This window comes from Paenibacillus sp. V4I3, assembly GCF_030817215.1.
Classification (GTDB): Bacteria; Bacillota; Bacilli; order Paenibacillales; family NBRC-103111; genus Paenibacillus_E.
In genome coordinates this window covers 4714410-4734010 of the sequence record NZ_JAUSZA010000001.1, presented here as the reverse complement: position 1 = coordinate 4734010, position 19601 = coordinate 4714410, and the positions used below count along the sequence as shown (strand labels likewise).

Here is a 19601-nt window from a genome sequence, read left to right as displayed (position 1 = left end):
CCATTATGTTCAAGCAGAGGCTCAGCCTTTTTTAAAAAAGTGTTTCCCTGGGTCTGCTTTAATTTGCCGTTTTTTAAGAACCAGGGCTTTTTAATTTTCATGGGAGTTAGAAAGGCTATCGATTCATTGCTATCGGTAACCTTCTGTTATTTAAAATGGATAACGATTGAATCCATTATCGTTTCATATCCAATTTGAAAATAAATTTTATTGGAAGTAGGATTACTGAGATCAGTATATAAACTTGTTGTTTTATAACCACGATCTAACAAGAACTGAGTGAAAGCTGAAACACAGTCAGAGGCATACCCCTTTTTTCTTTCGCTAATTGGGGTGTAAACATAGCTGATTGTAATATTATTTTGGGTTGGACGTGTTGAAGAAGCCATGGAAACCAATTCTCCTTTCACTTCCCATGCAACTAAACTTCCTTTATTTATCATTCTTGCAGCTCTTTTATCTGCTTCTTCTAAACTTACAGGTTGGTTAGTTTCATTACAAAACTGATACACCCACTCTTTAATTGTGTGATGATCATTTTCTATAATTCTCCGAAGTTTTCCATTTGTAGTTGTTTTTTTCTTTACTTTTTCTAATTTATAAATTTTTTGGTCCATTAGGACACTTGATTGAATCCCTTTTACGTTCGCAATATACATAGCTAGCTCAATAGTTAATTTCTTTTCACCTATTAAGCCAGGTATATCTTGGATTGTGTTAATTAACTTTTCTCCTATAACGTGTATTTCCTTTGATGTTAAAGAAACTGATTTTGATAAAATAATTTGATTAGGATGTGTTTGAAGTAAGACCAACCCTATGTCATTGTCCTTTATTACAGTAGCCATAAAAAGAGGAATTTCATCATTTTCAGATAAAGAATGTAAGATACCTAATACTAAATTGTTTTCTACTTCAAATTGTTCTAAAAAAGAAATAACATCTTTCTTAAATAATGTAAGATCATCATATTTCATAAGTCTTATCAAACAAACCATCCCCTTTGGTCAGTTAAGTTGCTTTGGAAATGTAACGTTAATAAGATCAAGGTCTTCTTTCTGTAACTCCCATCCTAATGCATCTACATTATCAATCATATGTTTCCTATTCCAATCTTATCTAAAACATCACGTTCACTTGTGCCAACCTCAGGAAAACCAGCCATTCCAAAAATATGTGGGGCATAACCAAAAGGAGAATACCCCATTATAGTAATTCCTTCTTGCTGGCAATAAGGCAGCTCACTGCTCTCAATACGTCTATCGTTCAAATGATAGGCAACCTGGTTACAGACTAATACCCAAACATCTTTGGGCTTCTTGCATAAGTTCTGTTGTAAAATTACACTTACTCCAACAAACTTTATTAACCCCTGTTTAATGCATCAATTTCTTGTGTTTCATTCTGCTTAATTTCACCAAACTTCCAAGTCCCTTGTCCGATTACGGGTATGCTTGCGTAAGATTTGCCTAAAGTCCGATACAATATAAGAAAAACCTCCTAATTGGTCATTAAATTAAAAAAGCCGCATTATAAGCGGCATGTAATGTTGATTTAATTCAAATACGGTGTTGCAAGCTTCCTTATACGCTCAATGCCTTCCCACATATCGCCAGGTCCGTCATATACAAGAGTTATAGGACCTTCATACCCAGCTTGCTTGGCAACTTCCATACAGCGATTAAACTCAGCTTCATCCGGATATCCATCCGCATTCGTTTGTGCTTTGGCATGGATCGACTCACTGTGCGGAATCATTTTGACAAGTTCACCATATTTCCCGTTTCCTTTAAAATTGCCAAAATCCGAGGTTAGTCCAAGGAGCTCCCCGCATCCTTCCAATAAAGCAAGGCAATTATCCGCGATTGATGTGAGTGAATGAAAGTTTTCTGTAACAACGCGTACTCCTTGCGCAGCAGCATAACTACTTAGTTCTAGAAGTGCATCAACTGATCTTTCCAAAGCTTCTTGATCCGTAGGTTCCGCATCACCGGCTATCACGCGTACCCTTTCAGCTCCTGCTCGTGCAGCAATATTGATCCATCCTTTGATCCATGCGATGTCCGATTGTCTGCGCAAATCATCCGAGTTGGAAATATCACCGTATTCAATTAGCAGCGTGTAAAACTGGAGACCCGCTTCCGTGAATGCGTGTTTCAATTCTTGCAAATAGGCTTCACTTGTATCCGGAAAATGAAAATGACACACTTCCAGTGATCTAAAACCTTTCTTCGCAAGAACCGCCGGTAATTCAAGCAGAGAGATGAGTTCAGGTTGGTCTTGGGTAGCCGTTATTTGAGTACGTGCGTTCTCATCCCAGCGGGTCCACCGCAAAGGTCCCAAATTCCGATGTAAGCTCCAACTCGTTAATGATAAAAATGGCATATCTTCCACCCTTTCGTCTCTACTGTTTGAATTACTATGAATTATAAATCTTTGTTTCCATCTATGTATTTTTAGTTAAACTTGAATTTATCAATTCTCCATACGTTTTCAATTTGTGTCAAATGAAAATTGTATGACCCAACAAATATTCTCACATTTTGGCCGGTCGGATTAGGTAAATAGTGGCTTGCTGTCCCATAGCAAAATAGATCTGCTTCATTTCCTGACACGTCCACAATATAGTTACCCACTGATGATGGATGGCTTGAAGCTTATTCAAACCTTCTTCCCAACTATCTACAATTTGTTGAGCACTTATAATTGCAGGCTGTCCTGCTCCCATGGAACTCATGTCAAACAATACTTCTACAGCTAGACACTTCTTGACTTCTACCCTAGTTGATATCATCAAAAGGTGAGATAGTTGTAACACTATAAAATAGAATGAGAATTTCCTCACTTGATCAAATATACAATGAAGGCTAATACAGCATATGGGGAAACAAAGATTAACATTCTGCTTATGAATCTGTTTCTCTCATTTCTGTCTTTGGCATCTTCTGTATGGTAATTTGCTCTTATTCTATCCCCACTTAATAAAGCCCCAGATAATATTGCGGATAAGACTAACGTGCCTAGTACGATGTACATTAATAATGTAAATAGCTTATTTACATCAAGTATTTTCCATGTAATTAAACTGATTATTGTGGCGGAGATACTACCCCATAGAAGTGTTTTGTTCACCATTACCCTCCATAATTCATCTTGGAATACGGTCAATAAACAATTCGAGTGATCCATCAAAAGGAAACGTTTTTTTTCTAATAAGTTCCTTTAAGCCTATTAACTCTTGCCTAGCTTTTTGAATTAGAGCTTCTGGATATGCAAATTTAAATGCATTGCTCTCAAACTCATCTTCGTCAACAACTTTCCATTCACCGCTTCTTTGTACATAATCTAGGTCTAAATCCACAAAAGAAACAATGTTACCATTAATCTTCGCAGGTTGGTTTATATTGCAATAATATTGTTGTATTTTTCCGCCAACTACATCGGCACTAACAGTAAACCATGAATGAAATGAGAAATATTCAATAGTCCAAGCCTCTATGGTAAATACCTTTTGCTTCGTGTAATGATTTAATTTTCTTCCGTACTCGCCTAAGACAAAAACGTGTGAATCAGTCTTCTCTAATAAAGTTGTGTTCCATTCATAATGTAGTAAATCTCCATATTTTAAAGCCTGAATAGTTATATGATTATCCATTGTATCATCCTTAAGGTTCTAATATTCAAACGAAATTTCGTGACATATAAATAAACTCATAACTCTTTTGTCATAAATACACTATTTGGGTCCTCTATGTAATCCGAAAACGGCTTGCAATATTGGAACCCAAAACTTGCATACAGTCGTCTAGCTGGTTCGAAAGCATCCATTGAGCCCGTTTCCAAACTTAGTCGTTGATAGCCACGTCGCTTGGCTTCTTCAATGATGTGTTCAAGGATTCGTCTTGCAACGCCTTTTCTTAGGTGTGATGAAGAAGTTCGCATTGATTTTATCTCTCCGTGTTGACTATCAAGTTCCTTAATTGCCCCGCAACCAACTAATTCATCTTGTTCCCATCCACTCCAGAAGGTAATTTCTGGTTTTTTCAATTTATCAAGATTTAGGGCATGTGTACTTTCTGGCGGAGATAAAAGTTCCATATTCTGAAGATGTTCCCCGATTAATGCAATCACTTTAGATCCAGTTAAATCATCTACTTTAATATCCATAAAAATCACTCCATTATCTCTATTTTTTTATCATTATAATAGATGAACATTGCTAGATAATCAACACGTTTTGATTGCTCTACAAATATCTCACCCGTTTAATAGAAAAGAGGAGCTGCTGAAGCAAGCTCCTTCACTATCATTGTACGTTAGCTTAATCTAGAACACTTAAAATTTGCTTTTTGTGATGATCATCGTGCTCAGTAAATTCTTGAATTATGTATAGCAAAGAGTATGGCGTACCAGTTTTAGGGCAATTTGATACACCGTTTGCTGTTACTTCTAGCAGTAAATCCTCGCATTTCATGCTCTTTAATAGATCCATCAGTTTCATTCTATCGCTTGAGAATTCTTGAAGGAGTTGATCTTTCGATATACCCGAATTTGCGTATTGATAAGCTTTGCTATTGAAAGAATTGAAATCGGGAAACTCCATTCCTTTGCCTTCCCTGATCGAAGGAATGACTACGTTCATTAGATGAAGATCCCAATTTCTAAGATGCGCAATGATTTCGGCAATCGACGCCTTTCCTACTTGAATTGGGCTATGCCAATCCTTATCACTTAGTTGGTGCAAAATATTTGTCCAACTGCAAAATTGTTCGTATTCGCTGATTGTACTACGGAAATTCATTAGATTACCTCCTAGTCATAATGGATAGATCATAGCACAAATCCATATACAGGAACATACATTCTCATTATTAGGCCAGTTTGATGTCCTCATACAGATGGTATTTGTTGGGTTGTACTTCTTTATAAACTCTGACATAAGAGACTGTGAATGTTGGAAAAGGAGCAAGGACATATCCCGCCTCAGATTTCATTTCCAATATTTCTGATTCTTTCATCCCCCAATACGTTTGCCCCAAAGTCAAATGAGGAGTATAAAGGTCCAATTCAACATAGTGCTGCATAAGTTCATTTGATGGTGCTACTACATTCACTAACTTTTTGTGAAGCTCTAATAGTTCATTTGATTGAACACTGAGGAAGATAACTTGATTTCCGAATAAAGCAGGTTCGGAAAGCGACAAATGAAACTTTGAAAACGATGAGCATACAACCTTTACCTTTTCGAGCCAAGCCATATCTAGGGTAAGCCCGCTTTGTGCTTTAACAGTCACGTGAGGCTCAACGACATTCGGAAGACCATTACTCAACCAACGTTTTTGAAACGCAACTACTCGTTCTAGATATTCGTCGGGAGGAACGATGCCTATGAAATACTGCATTTATGACACCAACCTTTCAATCCTGATGGAACAGCTATTGGAAAGAATCATTTGAGCTCACATGGTTTTCTTAAACTCAAAAATTTGTTCCATTTGGCTGCTCCTAGTTTTTAATTGTGGTTGTTTAAATATTACCATGGATTGGAAATTTGATGAACATCGCCGATAAGCGATGTATATAAAGAAAGAGGGCTAGTTATCCTAGACCCTCTTTTTGCGTTTTAGATTATCTAATCGACTCTGTAACAATGGGGCAGGTCGATCTATTTGTGTCCCATACAAGTCAACAAAGAGCCTAAAATGGCATGCAAAAAGACACACATATCGTGTGCCTTGAATGTTTAGAAAAAAGCTAGTTACTTATAAATTCCTGAACCCACTCACCATTATAAAAGACAACACCGATTTGGGTGAAGTTGGGGCTTAGAATGTTTTGACGATGACCCGTGCTGTTCATCCAAGCTTTCATGACAGCTTCAGGCGTTTGTTGACCTTTTGCAATGTTTTCACCTGCATAGGAATAGCGAATGCCGTATTTGCTCATCATATCAAAAGGAGACCCATAGGTCGGAGAAGTATGATCGAAATAACCATTGTTGTACATATCCTTCGCTTTGTCCAAAGCCATTGCGGTAAGTGCGCTATTGCTGGTTAATGGACGCAGTCCTGCTTTAGATCGTTCCTGGTTAACTAAGTTAACGACTTGGCTAGCATAAGTTGATTGGGATGGCGCACTCGTAACTGGCGTTTTGGTACCTGCATTTGTGCTCGTGCTGCCAGGAATGTTGAGGCTCATACCAGACCAAATCACGTTAGGATTGGCAACCTGAGGGTTTGCCTTAATAAGCGAAGATAAGCTGATGCCATACTTCTTGGATATTAACCACATGGTATCATTGCCTGATACTGAATGGGTTGCTGATGCGGCCATTGATGCGCTCGAACCTACGAGGACGCTCAATCCTATTGCGCCGGTAACCACAAGCTTTTTGTAACGTTTCAAAATAAACCTCTCCTTTTTGCGGCCTGCGAGGTTAGCTGTCGGATTCGGATCAAAGAGTAATCACCCGGCCGCTGACGCGGCTTCACCCCAAATAATGGGTCCCCCGTGCTTCACATGAAACTTCGGCCTTCTGAGTTATTTGATCCACATGGATCTCACAAATTGTAACATGTGAAATCATAGAGAACATGACTCAAAATTTTCCAAGAGCATTTTGTAAGCGGCATTAGTCGTTTCTTCTTGTCCAAAACAAGTGAATTCCCATCACCACCAACCTCATTCAGTCCCAAATTTGAGGCCGATCGATTCCAGCCGTTCGCATATAATCTAGCAGTTGCCCGGTGTGAACGGATTCGTGGTATGCGATCCTCATTAACATATCTCCTAAACTTCGAACATACCCTACGTCACTTCGATTAATTTTAATATTTGACAAATCCTCAGGAGTGAACAATTTAACGGTATTCAAGAATTGTTCTCTGTACACTTGTGCGAATATCAGTTCATCCTCCACCGAAGAAAATTCCCGATTGTCATAAGGAGAATCATAAGAAGGCAAACTTCCACAATTAAGTAATGCAAGATGATAATAATGCTCGCCATCCAATACGTGTCGGATCATTTCTTTCATGCTTAAGGCTTGTGCATCAGGCCTCCAATCCAGCATAGTTAGAGGAATAACGCTCCACACTTTTATACTTCTACGTCGGACTTCTTCCAAGTTCAATATAACAAGTTCTATCCCGTTAATGATTAACACTCCTTTTAATTTCTCAATAATCCATACCTATTTGTTTTATATACATGCAGTTTTCTCATACGAACAAATATACAGTACATTTGTTCGTATGTAAATAATACCTTATTCAATTAGCCTGCCCAGTTAATCTATTTTGGCGCCATAAAATGTTTCATTTTGTCGACAAATCCGCGTAAATAAAGATCTCTATAACACCCTGACATCGCTGAGGCTGATGGCGTAAGGACGGTATCGTTCTCTTCTAGTGTTTGCCATGGCACCACGTCTTGAAATACTTTGCGAAATCAACTCATTTATGTTATTGCTAAACCCAGTTTCTTGCGAAACCTCGCCAAACAAATGTCGCATCAATTCGATGATATGAATGGCGGCCAGTTTCATGAATTGTTCTTCGTTTTTGCAAAATGGCGTACAGTCAACTGCGAATCTGGCTTCAAATGAACGTACAGCGCCAAGCGTTCCATTCGTAATCAGTTACGTCATAAGGTCTTCCATTGCTTCCGAAACGCAAAAGAGCAGCTTTTGATCGATCCAAACTTCGTGTAGCAATTCCAATTATTTCCGCTCCGGCTTCAATGGCTGAAGGGAAAATATTCGTTGATGCATGAAAACCCGCACCTATTAAACAAAGTCTGGATTTGTTCATATAAATCGCTTCCTTTTATCCAAAGTTTATGCAAAATCTTCGTTAACATAGAAAAAGAAGGATGAACCCCGTCAAAGCTCCTCCTCCTTTTTCATTCAGTCCTGTTTCCTATTTTATAAACAACTCCATTATCTTGCCGCCTGCATAAATACCTACAATGCCAAGAATACCCGAAAGTACAGGCGGTGCGGGCAAAGGCAGCTTCAACACCTTGAATAAAACACCAATAATTAAACCTGCTCCTAATGACAACAGAAGCTCCTTCATACTTTAGACACCTCGATTGTTAGACTGCATCCTTAAAGTCGATAGCTTAATTGCTTTAGCATTTAACTGGCTACTTTAGCTCGATATTTACGTAATTGGGAGGCCGAATGCAATAGTACTCGGCCTCCCATTCCATATCCGATAATAACAAACCGTCGGGTAGGTACAATCAAATTCGTCGTACGCACAAAACCTTCGACAATCGTCTGTCCTACACCGTGCTCGTTCTCAATAATTTGCTTCAAATAGCTGTCATTTATTACAATAATCGGAATAGAGATTGTTAAATCAGCACCATTATCCATTAATAGCTACGGCTTATACTGTAATACACTGTGAATATTGCGCTCATGCTCTTCGCGGCCATCGGATCTTTGACCATATACCGTAATCCCTTGTGACCTGCTTGGCTTATGTTTAAGATAGGATATTTGAAAGTAGGGTAATACGAGGGATTACTCCCTCGGACTCCCCGTCAAACCGTGAATGCGGATTTCCCTCACACGGCTTTCCTTCGTCAGTTCCCCATCTTTAGGAGTGAGTTTTCTTCATCCGTCGCCGGATTGCGCCTATTTCACTCCTGAAATAGGAACGTGTGGTGAGTAAGTTTGTTAGAAATACCATTTCCGCCGATTCCAATACTTTGTTAGGAATCAGCCAGTTAGAAACCGTAGATTTCTTTTGACGCATAAAGGCACGCACCCTCATGCGAGTCCATTCGTCTAACCGTTGAAACTTCTTCTTTATGCTCCAATACTGACAACAACCAATAGAAAAGTAAAACAAACAGTAGACTTATTCAATAGTAAGGTGATAGATCACCAGGAAAATGAAGAACAAGGAATACTTGATAGGAAAAAGTTTATACAAGTTTTAACCGAGACTAATAGAGGTCTAGCTAGCCAAACACTATTGAATTTATTGTTTCGTTATGAAATGTTAATCCACCTCGAAGAATCAAATATTCATGATGAAAAATGGGAAAAGGCATCAGATGAAAAAGTAAGAATTGAGAATCTTCTTATAGATGAAATTGTTTATGGATATAAGGAGACAGTTAAATTGTTAGACATAGATGATAACCATTCATTGAGTATGTTAGTAGATTTTTTCGAGGAAAAATGAACATTATTTTACGCCAATAAATCTTTACTATATTAAAAGGAAATAGTTAACAAAAAAACCTTATTAAGTTAGGCTTTTTTTGTTGTGTGCAGAATCATCACATTTTTGTCGTCCATTGTGCTTTACAGTGTAAAAAAATAACTTAACAGCACAAAGCCTTCATACGTAAGGTTTTTTTCGTTGTTTACTTAACAGTTGCCTTACAAAAACAGAATTATATCTTAACATAACTTAACAGCAGAAAGCGGTGATTCGATGGGTAGACAGAGCAAGATTGAGAAGTTCGGGCTAGAGAAGTTGATCACCGAAGGGCTCGCTGCCGGAAAGTCTTCCAGACAGATTGCTGAGCTTTGTTCGAAGAAAGCAAAGCAGGCTATTTCCCATGTGGCTGTGAATGAGTATATCAAGACCATCGACTTAGTGAAGAAGAAGGATGTAGTCGTTAAGGAGCATTCCCGGGTCGAGCGTATAACAAACTTTGATTTAGATATCATTGAGCTCCAGTATCAAACGACACCCGTTTTATTGGAACGCTTCGAATTCATTAATAAGCTGCCAGAGATGTTTGAACAGCGGTTCGCAGCCATTCAACAGAAGCATGAGAAAGATGGGGCCGAGGCTGATTATCTGGAGCAGTGGAAGCAAGGGTTTGTTATTGAGCTCAGGCGAAACATCCAGAACATCACCTCATTGAACCGTGAGCTCAGAGAGAACAGCAAATTCATGGATGATATGAGATCGAAGGCATTCGAGTTTGATCTCATTCAAGAGAACTTGTATTTGTTCATGGAAGTGTTCAGGAAGGCTGATCTTGAGGCCTATGAGATTGCTTCCGCTCAGATCGCGGCTAATCCAAGGATGCTGAGGATCGTTGAGCAGCAGCAGCAATTAAGGGGTGGGGAATTAGAATAGGCCGCCCAATTGGACGGCCATTCAGGCACAGAACTAATTCGATAGATATACTGCTAGTACTCCGACTATTGTGCTAATTGCCGAAGCAATTGCAATAACGAAGCGAGCTGAGATTTCTACTGTTTTTTCCTTTGTTCTGTACTTTAACATAAGCATCTCCTCCTTAACAAAAGCTAAGAAATGTCGATAGGAACCTCCGTCATGGGTAAGCCATGGAATCGGTCCTACGAAATAGCAATTGGGTTAAGGGTAGTGCTTACTTCTTATTATTTCCCACTCATTTTTAACTTATACATTGAAACGGAGGGACGGCCGATGTGCTCGCTAAAATCCATGAGTCTTTGACGAAGCACATTCCCTTTGCCTCTATCTTCCCTCTTTTGAAGTGGGAGCAGGTTATGCGACTCGCGTTTTTTTCCTCCAGACTGTTACCTGCTTTCATCGGCTCGGACTTACTCACTACTACGGAACGATCCTCCATCTCGCAGCCCATCGATTCGGCTTTCCCTTTAAGGTTATACCTCCCCTACCTTATCCACGTTTGCGTCAAGGAAACTACGAGACTTCCCTCAGTTATCTGTACATTCTGACCCTACTCACGTCGATGAGTCCTGTAGGTCATATCCCTTTGTTTGTTTTCCTACAAGATATACTTAGTCGTATAGGTTTCCCCGTTTTGTTGGCGGGTCACCCAGCATCGCCGCCACCTCTGGTTCACCACATTCCGGGCTGGACTTTGCCTGCAGGCCCTTCGGATTCCCTATCAAGAGAGACACCCTGCCAATCCTACTCATATTCGAGTAGGACCTCTACTTCGGCTACGGCACTTTAAAGGGTAAAGTTACCGAGTGGATTTGAACCACTTAGATTGTACGACTGTGAGGCGCACAACAAAAAAAGAACATGTGTCCTTTTCGAATCATATTTTCTAATAGTTTGGCTAACTATATGATCAAGCTTTTATCGTGGGTAGCTCCCGTTCCATTAGCTGTCGATTTTGTTCGGTGAATGTAATGCGATGTTTTGTTATAACAGCGGATTCTGCTGAAAATCAAAGTATTTAATCTACTCATAGAAATAACGCATCATCTTATTCCGAAGGGACATTAACGTATTCTCCTTGTTCACAAACTACATCAATAGAATAGTAGTAACGAACTGTCCAATATTCAAATAGATCCTGCCCGTCTTAACGATTACCTGCCTTTCGATATTTCTTCACCTCTATTCGTCTTGTCCGCTGATCTGGATGTGAAGGAAGCTGTGAATCCAGCAGCTTTCTAGAAGCAGAATGTTGTAATTGCTCTAAGTGGTTTGGACTATCTGCCCAATCAACAATCTCCCCACGATCCATGACCGCTACACGATCAGACAAGTAGCGAGTCGCCTTGATATCATGAGAAATAAAGAGGTAGGAAAGTCTATACTTCATCTTGAAGTGTTGCAATAGCTCAAGAATTTGTGCCTGTAGGATCCTGTCGAGACTACTAACCGCTTCGTCTAACACAATTAACTTTGGGTGCAGAGCCAACGCACGAGCAATGCATAATCGCTGCTGCTGCCCCCCGCTAAACTGATGCGGTAGTTTGTCCGCATCTGATGAAGCCAAACCTACTGCATCCAGCCATTCCAAGCAAACGAGATCCAGCTTCCGAGCCGAATATCGCTCATAGTTGAGCAAAGGTTCGGCAATGATTTGACGAGCTGTCATCCGGGGATTCAAAGCATCCGAGCAGTTCTGAAACACGGCCTGCAAATTCCGGCGAAGCGCATGGGCATCCCTAGCAGATTCATTCAGCCAATCCCTCTTTTGAAATAGGATTCGCCCTTTGTCAGGTCGTACCAAGCCGAGCACAAGCTTGCCTAACGTGCTCTTGCCCGATCCGCTTTCCCCGACGATACCGAGACATTCGCCTTCCAACATATCGAAAGAAATATCGTGCAGGACCATTGAGTGGGTTGTTTTCCCCCATAAGGTGCGTTCAGACTGGTAAGATTTTGATACTCCAGACACCTCTAGCAAGTTCATTCGGATCCCCTCCCCAATCTTTGACGTTATTACTGCGAATTAACAGATTCTAGTATTTACGAGTAAATGGGCATATGGATGTACAGGATTGTTAAATAACTGATGGACCGATGCTGTTTCCACAATCTCACCTTGATACATGACCGCAACATCATCGGCAATTTCTGCGATAACGTCTAAGTCGTGTGTCACGATGATCAAAGCAGTACCGGCATTCCGGCACAACTCTCCGAGTTCGCGCAATACGAGCAGTTGACTCCCCGTATCCAAAGCAGTGGTGGGTTCGTCTGCGATTAGAACACCAGGGCGAGCAGTCATCGCAATAGCAATCATGACTCGTTGAAGCATGCCTCCGCTCAATTGGAAGGGGTACTGATTCATCAGTAGTGCAGGTCTAGGCAGATTCAACTGCTCTAATGAGGTTATTGCCAGCTCCCAGGCTTCCTCCCGACTAATCTTCCCTTGCCCCCTTAACGTTTCGACAAAGTGGTCGCTTATTCGGCGTATGGGATTAAACGCGGCCATCGGATTCTGCATGATCATGGACAAACGTGATCTTCGCAGTGAACGCCACTCTTCCTGTGCGAGCATTGTCAACTCCCGTCCAAGAAGTGCGATACTTCCTCTGCTTATCATCGCATTTGGTGGTAATAAACCCATGCAAGCAAGACACGTAATCGATTTGCCACTACCGCTCTCCCCGACGATTCCTAGCACTGATCCTGGTTGCAACTCCAGACTTACCCCGTTGATTATACGTGTAATGCCTTCCGGTTTTCTGAGATCTATTGTTAAATCACGGACTGTTAACACAGATCGATTCGCTTCCATACGTTCACCTTCCCTTAGGATCGTAGTAGTCTCGAAGCGACTCGCCAAGCACATTGCAAACGATCACGACGAACATGACAGCAAGACCGGGGATCCACATCATTTCGGGATGTTGACGAAGCTGCTGACGCGCTTCGTTCATCATCATCCCCCATTCCGGCGTCGGAGCCTGAACGCCTAAACCGAGAAATGAAAATCCGGTTACTTCGAGGATAACCGTACCGATTTCAAGCGCGGCCAATACAAGAATCTGTGTAGAAATGTTAGGAAGAATATGACGCCATAAAAGCATCCAGCGACGTGTTCCATTTACGATTGCCGCCTGAATAAAACTTCGTGTATGGATAGAGAGCACCATCCCCCGTACCATGCGAGCGTAATACACCCATTGTGATAAAACAAGAGCCATGATCAAACTCTTAACCCCCGTTCCAAAAATGCCGAGCAGCGCAAACGCAAGCACGAGCGTAGGAAAAGCAAGCAGCAAATCACACAGCCTCATGAATGTCGCATCAACCAAGCCACCTTTGAGCGCTGAGAAGGTTCCCACTACCATTCCGATCAAGAGGGTAAATACCATCACAGCAATGGAAATACCTAGCGAGGTCCTGATCCCAATAAGAAGTCTTGACAGCACACAACGACCAAGATGATCCGTTCCAAATGGATATTCGAGAGATGGCGAAGCAAACTTATGCAGCAGTTCTACGTGGTTCGGATCGTGCGGAGCGAGCCACGGAGCGGCGATACCTGTTAAAGCAATTCCTGCTAACAAGACTCCGCAGCCAATTTGGAGTCCCTTATATCGAATGCTTGGGAGAAAGCTGTTGTTTCGAAGCGCACCAATCATTGTCTACACTCCTTCCTTAATGTTCAAACGTGGATCCAGGATCCTGTACAAGATATCAACAATAAGATTAATCGTAACAATCACAACGGCCATCAGCAGCACATAACATTGAATGACCGGATAATCCCGGTTCAAGATGGACTCTATCAGAAACCGACCAAGCCCCGGCAAACTAAAAATTTGCTCAACAATGACCGTTCCGCCCAGCAAATGGCCAAACATGACTCCAGTCGCTGTGATAATGGGAAGCAGCGAATTGGGAAGAATATGACGAAATAAAATGACTGACTCACGTATTCCCCTTATTCGTGCGTATTGTACGTATGACTCTTTCATGTTTTCAAGCATACTGGCGCGAAGCAGACGGGAGAGGAAAGCAACCTGCGAAAAAGCAAGTGTGAGTGTAGGTAAAATGAGATGCTTCCAGCTATGGTTCCCCTGTGTTGGCAGCCAGTCTAATTTCAGAGCAAACCAATAAACAAGCAAAAATCCTAACCAGTAGCGAGGTATGGATATCCCAATAAAAGACTGAAGTCTGCAGAGCTGATCGAACCATCCTCCTTTGTACAATGCGGAAAAAGCTCCGAGCGGAATACTAATGAGCAGTGACAGTCCAATGACTGTCACTGCAAGCCTAAGCGTGGCTGGGAATTTACCAATAACATCACTCCAAACCGGTGTTTTGCTGACAAACGAATTTCCAAAATCAAATTGAGAAGCCTTCCATAACCAATTGGCAAATTGCACCGGAAGAGAACGGTCCATTCCTAGTTCATTGCGCATGGAGGCGACTGCTTCTTCGGTAGGTGTCAAATTTGACATTCGAAGTATCACCTCGGCTGGTTCAACCGGAACGAGCCGGACCAGGATGAAGGCAAGCAGTGAAATACAGAACAGCTGAACAGGCAATCCCGCCAGACGTCTTAGCACATATCTTAGTACTGAACTACTCATTTAGTTGTAATATCCAACGTACCAAACGGGAAATCATATTTGGTCGCGTTGAATTTAAGGCCTGTTAAGTTTTTATGATAAACAGTTATCATGGATTCGTAAGCAGTTGGATAGAACACGGCTCCCTCGTGAATCTGAGTCAAAATAGAGCGGTATAGCTCTACTCGCTTTTTCTCATCGGTACTTGCCAACACTTCCTTGCTCTGGGCATCGATTTGCGGTTTCGTCGACAATCCAAGAAGCGCTTCGTGTATGCCTGTTTTCGCTTGTGTACTCGTTGTAACAAAATTATGCGGATCATTAGGTACCCCGTAGGTGCTCCAGAAGTTCAAGTGGTAATCACCCGACTTCAATCTTCCATTGCCTACCATCAGTTCTTCGCCCTTGACCTGCACTTGAACACCAATCTTTGCCAATTCAGCTTGAATGATTTCAGCCATCGGCTTTTGGATCGCATCGGTACTTACATACACAAGGTCAAGCAATAGTGGTTTGCCATCCTTCTCTCGTACTGACTTACCTGAAGGAAGTTTCCATCCTGCTTCATCTAGCAGCTGCTCTGATTTCTTCGGATCATAGGCATATGGCTTTAGATCAATATTCGAGTAAGGGAAATTACTAGCCATGATCGTATCTGCCTTCTTTTCCAAACCTAAAGTGACGCTTTGGATCATCTTCGCTTTATCAATTCCATGCTGAATCGCCAGTCGTACATTCATCTCCAAAGTTGGCGCTTTGGCACTATTCAGGATAACTGACCTTGTGGTTAGCGGTTCTGAAGCGCCTGTGTTGTATTTACCTGAATCTTTCAAGTATTTAAAGTTGTCCATGCTAATAATGCCAGCACCAACTATCAAATCAATTTCATGCTTCTCGAAAGCAGTTACAATCGTTTCGGAATCCGGGATGATGAGTACTTTTACTGAAGCAAGTTTGGGCTTTATTTCCCAATAGTTCTCATTGCGACTAAATACAGCATACCCATCTTTCTTATATTCAGATAACACCCAGGGTCCGGTTCCAATCGGCTTCACGATCGCCTCCGAAGTCTTGCCATCCGAAGGAAACCCAGCATCCGCCAAAAATCGGAATGGGCGAGCAAATGCTAGTTCCTGGAGCAAAGGATAGTACGGCTTCGTTAGAATCAGACGAATCGTATAATCGTCGATTTTTTCCGTTCTATCGAGCACAGTGACAATTCCCATCCAACTGTGCCGCTGCTTGTTAGCCATAATGGCGTCTATATTTTTCTTTGCATTACCCGCGTTAAATACAGAGCCATCGGAATATTTTACATCTTTCCGAAGGTGGAACGTATACATGAGTCCGTCATCTGAAACCTCCCACTTTTCGGCTAAACGCGGAACGATTTTGCCACCTTCCACATAGTCAACAAGTGGCTCATACACCATAGCTTGGGCAAACACTTGACTCGGACCGTATAAATGGGGATTAAGAGTTCCAACATCTGCATTCCAAGCCATCGTAATCATCTTCGGAGTCGTCTCTGATTGTTTCTGGGTGTCAATATCTCCTGCTTTCTTGTCAACACTTGTTGAACAAGCTGTTAGACTTATGGCTAAGATCAGCATAAGAATAGAGGGTAACTTCGTTTTTATGTATGAAAACATGGGATAAGATCTCCTTTTTTAATTTTGGTTACTTGGAGCAATGAAACGGAATATGTAGGCTTGCTCGTATTCGAACAACATGCGATCTTCAATGCGACGGAACCAACGATCATTTGAAGACAATTCGGTATAATTAGTTGGAATCATACGTCGGATACCCACTTCGAATCCTTCGCTCCAGAACGCTCCAGCAATCTCATCCAGTGAATGCAAATTCATCGGGACAGCACCACTTCTGTTAATTTTATCCTTAATATCCGGTAAACTTGGATTCCCTCTATAATCTGTGTACGTAGCGTAATAGATGCCCCCAGGATTCAGTGCTTTTTTTATTTTCCTGGCGTGCTCTTTCAAATCGGAGATCAGATAGATGACAGAAATGCTGAAGGCAAGATCAAAGCGATGTTCGAACTTCTCCGGAGTGGATGTTGCTTCATAATGTAGCGGTAAGCTTCCTTTGCGTGAATTAGCCACCTCAATCGATTGACGTGCAAGATCAATACCTACTCCTTCCCGGAACGGGCGCTGCTCGTAGAGAAAACGAAGGAAGCCCCCTTGATTACATCCAAAATCGAGCACATCGCTTCGTTGCAAATCTTCCTCTTCCACAAATCCTAGCACTTTCTTCCAATGGCGAAGATGCTCTTCCTCCATTCTTTGTTCGCCTTCCGCCTTTTCCTGCCACCATATGTCGTACAATTGATCCTTGCTCATTTCAATCTCTTCTCCTTTACGTACTGTATTAGTAAATTTTACGATTATTGGATGCGTCTACACCTTTCTATCACACATCTTTTGCTTATCTTCTCCCTTAGCAGCATTCGGCGAACGTACAAAGCTGCCTTTATCGTCTGCGTCGTAGGTATGTGTATGTTGTTCCCCAATTGGCTTCCCATCGAGTAGATGTTGGTTAACAAGAAGCCGTCCTATCTCAGGTGTAACGTCCTTGTACCAAACCCCTTCGGGGTATACAATGACTACGCAGGCATCTTGACACCGTCCGTTGCAGTGAGTCCTGCTCGTGTGGATGAGCCCGTCAGCCCTTCTTCGGGTAATTTCATCTCGAATTGCCTGTGTGACCTCTTCCCCATGCCTGCGCATACAGCTGGCGCCGTTGCAAATTAGTACATGATGGCGCGTTTCTGATAAGTCCCACGTTGACAATAGTTTTCAACCCCCCTGAATTTTATTGTAAAAATTACGATTAAAGTCAACATAAAACCAAACACCCCTATTAAGAACGGCAATTATCTCGTTTCAAATTGAGGATTGCGCTTTATAGCTTGGAATTGTTATATTTAATAGTAATATTTACTAATAACAAAATTGATTTTACTTATACAAACGTATATTGTCAATAGCACTTTCCCACCCCTTCTCGAGAACACCAGTGATCAGAGGTGGATTTGAATATAAACACCATGATACCTTCGTTTTAGGAAACCGACTTTTTTTTGCCTATCTTTGAATATCCTATAAGGATTGCTATAATAGGTCTGGTTTAAAAGGTTCTCTATCATCAGTCTAAAGAGGAGTATGTCTAAATGACTAGTTTCAAGTTACGATATCATAAATGGCCATAAATGGACTAAGAATAAGGGATTGTTGGTTTGAAATCATCCGAGACACCACCTGAAATTAGTTAACTAAATTATACAGGAAAACAGGGTACCTCTCCTCAGAATTGTGATAAGGTACCCTGTTTATATGATTTGAACTTTTTCAGCGGCCTCGATAATGCCGGCAGCCTGTTGTTATGATGCTATTATTTACAGTCGGAGTAATTACCCTAGCTGAAATGTCTAACTCTTGACTGCTGCGATCAAGAGGAAAATGGGACGACGAGTTTCGTCTCTCATTTCTGGATACTTGTCCAATGTTTCTTGATTTGGTTGAGGTTCAGATATTTTCATAATCCTAAATCCTGAATCAATTAACGCATTAACATAGGTAGCGATAGTCCGATGATATTTGACGACATCATTGTCCAGAAATCTCGCTTGCCGTTGACCTTCTTTCTGGTAGTCGTCGACAGGCCAGTGCAATCGCTCGCCCTCCGTACCATAATGCCAGTCTTGTGCAGCAATTGCGGTAAAGACCGGATGTTCAACCGAAAGTATAAAAGTTCCTCCTGATACAAGACAATGATGTACTTTAAGACAACGCCAACCACTGACCGTGCTTGCTGTTCTCGTGCATATTGGCAATGCCATCCAAAGCCGCATCCAAGGTCAAGAACTCTTTTATCTCGAAGCGCGGGAATCATCGTACGGAGTACGGGCCATTCCCCCGCAGCATTTAGTCCACCAATCGAGCGAGGCATCTCACTGTATTTTTCGAAAAATCCAAGATCATCATATTTATTCTGTTTCATATTAACCCAAGACTCCTAACTTGAACTTATTTTCTCACCTTGACAAAAGATAAATTTTTTTGATTAACGGTATTTAGAGTTTAACATCAAACTGTGAAAGTCTTTATTGAAAATTTAATTTTAATTAAACACTCCTGTCTTTACTCATTAGCAGAAAAGGCTGCCGTTGTAGCAGCGGCAGACGGTTTCCTTGAGCTATCATGATACCTGAAAAATAACTATTCTACGCTATTTATTGCTTTTTGTATTTTTTCACCATATTTCGTTTCGCTCAGCTTTGGAGTTGCAGTTTTTGAATTATTAACGTTGCTGTAATAAAGAACTAAATAATTGCTCGTCTGATACACGATTGGTGCATAGGAGCTAAGAAGCTGTTGATGTTCTTGGAAACGTTTCTTTCCAAGTTCTCTTTTTTCTTTCGAACCAAAGTCATAAACCCTTATGATTTCATTGTTATCGAGTTTATAACTTAGGGGGTTGGTCTCATTAAGTTGAGCTTCCTGGGGTGATTCAATTTGAGTGATATTGATTCCTTCGGACTTAATGGCTTCGATAACGGAAGTATACTTTTGTTGAGATGAACACGCACTCAACCAAAACAAGCTTAAAAACGCGACGAATATTAATTTTCTCATGAATCAGCTACACTTCCTACTCTTTTCAAATTCGTATTTTTTTCACTTATATCCTTAAAATAATTAATTACTGTCCCCGCTTGCTTAAACTCGTATTCACCCATCTTCTTATAATTAGTTAGACGTCAATTAATGGTTATAGTTTCCACTTTTAACGAATTATATTTAATGTCATTAATAAC

Annotated in this window: 24 protein-coding genes, 1 pseudogene and 1 riboswitch; of the genes and pseudogenes, 1 reads left to right on the top strand and 24 read right to left on the bottom strand. The window is 41.1% G+C overall.

Annotated features, from left to right (window positions below):
* Positions 1-146: 146 nt before the first annotated feature.
* The 15 genes from QFZ77_RS21775 to QFZ77_RS21705 all read right to left on the bottom strand — a co-directional run bounded on the left by QFZ77_RS21775 (position 147) and on the right by QFZ77_RS21705 (position 8383).
* Entirely contained in the window at positions 147-989 is an 843-nt protein-coding gene (locus tag QFZ77_RS21775) for a GNAT family N-acetyltransferase (RefSeq protein ID WP_307442620.1), read from the bottom strand.
* Between the two features lie 104 nt (positions 990-1093).
* Positions 1094-1342 carry an aldo/keto reductase gene (locus tag QFZ77_RS21770; protein ID WP_307449723.1) on the bottom strand — a complete coding sequence of 83 codons (249 nt, stop codon included), beginning with the start codon at positions 1340-1342 and terminating at the stop codon, positions 1094-1096.
* A gap of 212 nt (positions 1343-1554) precedes the next feature.
* Positions 1555-2385, bottom strand: a complete 831-nt coding sequence (locus QFZ77_RS21765; RefSeq protein ID WP_307442617.1) for a sugar phosphate isomerase/epimerase family protein — start codon at positions 2383-2385, stop codon at positions 1555-1557.
* A 71-nt stretch (positions 2386-2456) separates the two neighbouring features.
* Positions 2457-2615, bottom strand: coding sequence for a hypothetical protein (locus QFZ77_RS21760; RefSeq protein WP_307449720.1), 159 nt, complete (start codon positions 2613-2615; stop codon positions 2457-2459).
* Positions 2537-2737 carry a hypothetical protein gene (locus QFZ77_RS21755; RefSeq protein WP_307450116.1) on the bottom strand — a complete coding sequence of 67 codons (201 nt, stop codon included), beginning with the start codon at positions 2735-2737 and terminating at the stop codon, positions 2537-2539. Before QFZ77_RS21755 ends, QFZ77_RS21760 begins: the two co-directional genes overlap by 79 nt.
* Before the next feature lie 104 nt (positions 2738-2841).
* Entirely contained in the window at positions 2842-3135 is a 294-nt protein-coding gene (locus tag QFZ77_RS21750; RefSeq protein WP_307442615.1) for a DUF5316 domain-containing protein, read from the bottom strand.
* A gap of 13 nt (positions 3136-3148) precedes the next feature.
* Positions 3149-3655 (bottom strand): DUF402 domain-containing protein, encoded by a 507-nt coding sequence (locus QFZ77_RS21745; protein WP_307442614.1) that lies wholly within the window; start codon positions 3653-3655, stop codon positions 3149-3151.
* 56 nt (positions 3656-3711) lie between these two features.
* Complete coding sequence (locus QFZ77_RS21740; protein WP_307442612.1) at positions 3712-4167, bottom strand: GNAT family N-acetyltransferase; 456 nt, start codon at positions 4165-4167, stop codon at positions 3712-3714.
* 154 nt (positions 4168-4321) lie between these two features.
* Complete coding sequence (locus tag QFZ77_RS21735; protein WP_307442611.1) at positions 4322-4801, bottom strand: DinB family protein; 480 nt, start codon at positions 4799-4801, stop codon at positions 4322-4324.
* A gap of 70 nt (positions 4802-4871) precedes the next feature.
* Entirely contained in the window at positions 4872-5402 is a 531-nt protein-coding gene (locus QFZ77_RS21730) for a 2'-5' RNA ligase family protein (RefSeq protein WP_307442609.1), read from the bottom strand.
* A 352-nt stretch (positions 5403-5754) separates the two neighbouring features.
* Entirely contained in the window at positions 5755-6405 is a 651-nt protein-coding gene (locus tag QFZ77_RS21725) for a CAP domain-containing protein (RefSeq protein ID WP_307442607.1), read from the bottom strand.
* A 5-nt stretch (positions 6406-6410) separates the two neighbouring features.
* A riboswitch (cyclic di-AMP (ydaO/yuaA leader) is annotated at positions 6411-6543 on the bottom strand.
* A 142-nt stretch (positions 6544-6685) separates the two neighbouring features.
* The gene (locus QFZ77_RS21720) at positions 6686-7156 is read right to left on the bottom strand and encodes a DinB family protein (protein WP_307449718.1); all 471 of its coding nucleotides are present in this window, start codon (positions 7154-7156) and stop codon (positions 6686-6688) included.
* A gap of 442 nt (positions 7157-7598) precedes the next feature.
* Entirely contained in the window at positions 7599-7811 is a 213-nt protein-coding gene (locus QFZ77_RS21715) for a hypothetical protein (protein WP_307442606.1), read from the bottom strand.
* Positions 7812-7919: 108 nt separating this feature from the next.
* Positions 7920-8078: a XapX domain-containing protein gene (locus tag QFZ77_RS21710; protein ID WP_307442605.1), complete on the bottom strand. Its 159-nt coding sequence runs from the start codon at positions 8076-8078 to the stop codon at positions 7920-7922.
* Between the two features lie 62 nt (positions 8079-8140).
* Positions 8141-8383 (bottom strand): hypothetical protein, encoded by a 243-nt coding sequence (locus QFZ77_RS21705; protein ID WP_307442603.1) that lies wholly within the window; start codon positions 8381-8383, stop codon positions 8141-8143.
* A gap of 1075 nt (positions 8384-9458) precedes the next feature.
* Between QFZ77_RS21705 and QFZ77_RS21700 the strand changes: the two genes are divergently transcribed.
* Positions 9459-10115 (top strand): hypothetical protein, encoded by a 657-nt coding sequence (locus QFZ77_RS21700; RefSeq protein WP_307442601.1) that lies wholly within the window; start codon positions 9459-9461, stop codon positions 10113-10115.
* Positions 10116-11304: 1189 nt separating this feature from the next.
* On the opposite strand, the gene QFZ77_RS21695 is transcribed toward QFZ77_RS21700, so the two are convergent.
* The 9 genes and pseudogenes from QFZ77_RS21695 to QFZ77_RS21655 all read right to left on the bottom strand — a co-directional run bounded on the left by QFZ77_RS21695 (position 11305) and on the right by QFZ77_RS21655 (position 19419).
* A complete protein-coding gene (locus tag QFZ77_RS21695; RefSeq protein WP_307442598.1) occupies positions 11305-12144 on the bottom strand; it encodes an ABC transporter ATP-binding protein in 840 nt (279 codons plus the stop codon).
* 39 nt (positions 12145-12183) lie between these two features.
* Positions 12184-12975: an ABC transporter ATP-binding protein gene (locus QFZ77_RS21690; RefSeq protein ID WP_307442596.1), complete on the bottom strand. Its 792-nt coding sequence runs from the start codon at positions 12973-12975 to the stop codon at positions 12184-12186.
* A gap of 4 nt (positions 12976-12979) precedes the next feature.
* Complete coding sequence (locus tag QFZ77_RS21685) at positions 12980-13825, bottom strand: ABC transporter permease (RefSeq protein WP_307442594.1); 846 nt, start codon at positions 13823-13825, stop codon at positions 12980-12982.
* A 3-nt stretch (positions 13826-13828) separates the two neighbouring features.
* Entirely contained in the window at positions 13829-14779 is a 951-nt protein-coding gene (gene nikB, locus QFZ77_RS21680; RefSeq protein ID WP_307442593.1) for a nickel ABC transporter permease, read from the bottom strand.
* Positions 14776-16410 (bottom strand): nickel ABC transporter substrate-binding protein, encoded by a 1635-nt coding sequence (gene nikA / locus QFZ77_RS21675; protein WP_307442591.1) that lies wholly within the window; start codon positions 16408-16410, stop codon positions 14776-14778. Before nikA ends, nikB begins: the two co-directional genes overlap by 4 nt.
* A gap of 18 nt (positions 16411-16428) precedes the next feature.
* The gene (locus QFZ77_RS21670) at positions 16429-17124 is read right to left on the bottom strand and encodes a class I SAM-dependent methyltransferase (protein ID WP_307442589.1); all 696 of its coding nucleotides are present in this window, start codon (positions 17122-17124) and stop codon (positions 16429-16431) included.
* 57 nt (positions 17125-17181) lie between these two features.
* Complete coding sequence (locus tag QFZ77_RS21665; protein ID WP_307442587.1) at positions 17182-17574, bottom strand: (2Fe-2S) ferredoxin domain-containing protein; 393 nt, start codon at positions 17572-17574, stop codon at positions 17182-17184.
* Between the two features lie 638 nt (positions 17575-18212).
* Positions 18213-18784, bottom strand: a pseudogene (locus QFZ77_RS21660) (class I SAM-dependent methyltransferase).
* Positions 18785-19002: 218 nt separating this feature from the next.
* The gene (locus QFZ77_RS21655) at positions 19003-19419 is read right to left on the bottom strand and encodes a hypothetical protein (RefSeq protein ID WP_307442586.1); all 417 of its coding nucleotides are present in this window, start codon (positions 19417-19419) and stop codon (positions 19003-19005) included.
* Between the last annotated feature and the right edge of the window lie 182 nt (positions 19420-19601).

Coding starts and splice junctions, on each gene's coding strand:
- QFZ77_RS21750 (WP_307442615.1), bottom strand. CDS start 3,135: ATGGTGAACAAAACACTTCTATGGGGTAGTATCTCCGCCACAATAATC.
- QFZ77_RS21700 (WP_307442601.1), top strand. CDS start 9,459: ATGGGTAGACAGAGCAAGATTGAGAAGTTCGGGCTAGAGAAGTTGATC.
- QFZ77_RS21705 (WP_307442603.1), bottom strand. CDS start 8,383: ATGGATAATGGTGCTGATTTAACAATCTCTATTCCGATTATTGTAATA.
- QFZ77_RS21730 (WP_307442609.1), bottom strand. CDS start 5,402: ATGCAGTATTTCATAGGCATCGTTCCTCCCGACGAATATCTAGAACGA.
- QFZ77_RS21655 (WP_307442586.1), bottom strand. CDS start 19,419: ATGAGAAAATTAATATTCGTCGCGTTTTTAAGCTTGTTTTGGTTGAGT.
- QFZ77_RS21740 (WP_307442612.1), bottom strand. CDS start 4,167: ATGGATATTAAAGTAGATGATTTAACTGGATCTAAAGTGATTGCATTA.
- QFZ77_RS21685 (WP_307442594.1), bottom strand. CDS start 13,825: ATGATTGGTGCGCTTCGAAACAACAGCTTTCTCCCAAGCATTCGATAT.
- QFZ77_RS21695 (WP_307442598.1), bottom strand. CDS start 12,144: ATGAACTTGCTAGAGGTGTCTGGAGTATCAAAATCTTACCAGTCTGAA.
- QFZ77_RS21690 (WP_307442596.1), bottom strand. CDS start 12,975: ATGGAAGCGAATCGATCTGTGTTAACAGTCCGTGATTTAACAATAGAT.
- QFZ77_RS21670 (WP_307442589.1), bottom strand. CDS start 17,124: ATGAGCAAGGATCAATTGTACGACATATGGTGGCAGGAAAAGGCGGAA.
- QFZ77_RS21710 (WP_307442605.1), bottom strand. CDS start 8,078: ATGAAGGAGCTTCTGTTGTCATTAGGAGCAGGTTTAATTATTGGTGTT.
- QFZ77_RS21745 (WP_307442614.1), bottom strand. CDS start 3,655: ATGGATAATCATATAACTATTCAGGCTTTAAAATATGGAGATTTACTA.
- QFZ77_RS21715 (WP_307442606.1), bottom strand. CDS start 7,811: ATGAACAAATCCAGACTTTGTTTAATAGGTGCGGGTTTTCATGCATCA.
- nikB (WP_307442593.1), bottom strand. CDS start 14,779: ATGAGTAGTTCAGTACTAAGATATGTGCTAAGACGTCTGGCGGGATTG.
- nikA (WP_307442591.1), bottom strand. CDS start 16,410: ATGTTTTCATACATAAAAACGAAGTTACCCTCTATTCTTATGCTGATC.
- QFZ77_RS21765 (WP_307442617.1), bottom strand. CDS start 2,385: ATGCCATTTTTATCATTAACGAGTTGGAGCTTACATCGGAATTTGGGA.
- QFZ77_RS21755 (WP_307450116.1), bottom strand. CDS start 2,737: ATGAGTTCCATGGGAGCAGGACAGCCTGCAATTATAAGTGCTCAACAA.
- QFZ77_RS21735 (WP_307442611.1), bottom strand. CDS start 4,801: ATGAATTTCCGTAGTACAATCAGCGAATACGAACAATTTTGCAGTTGG.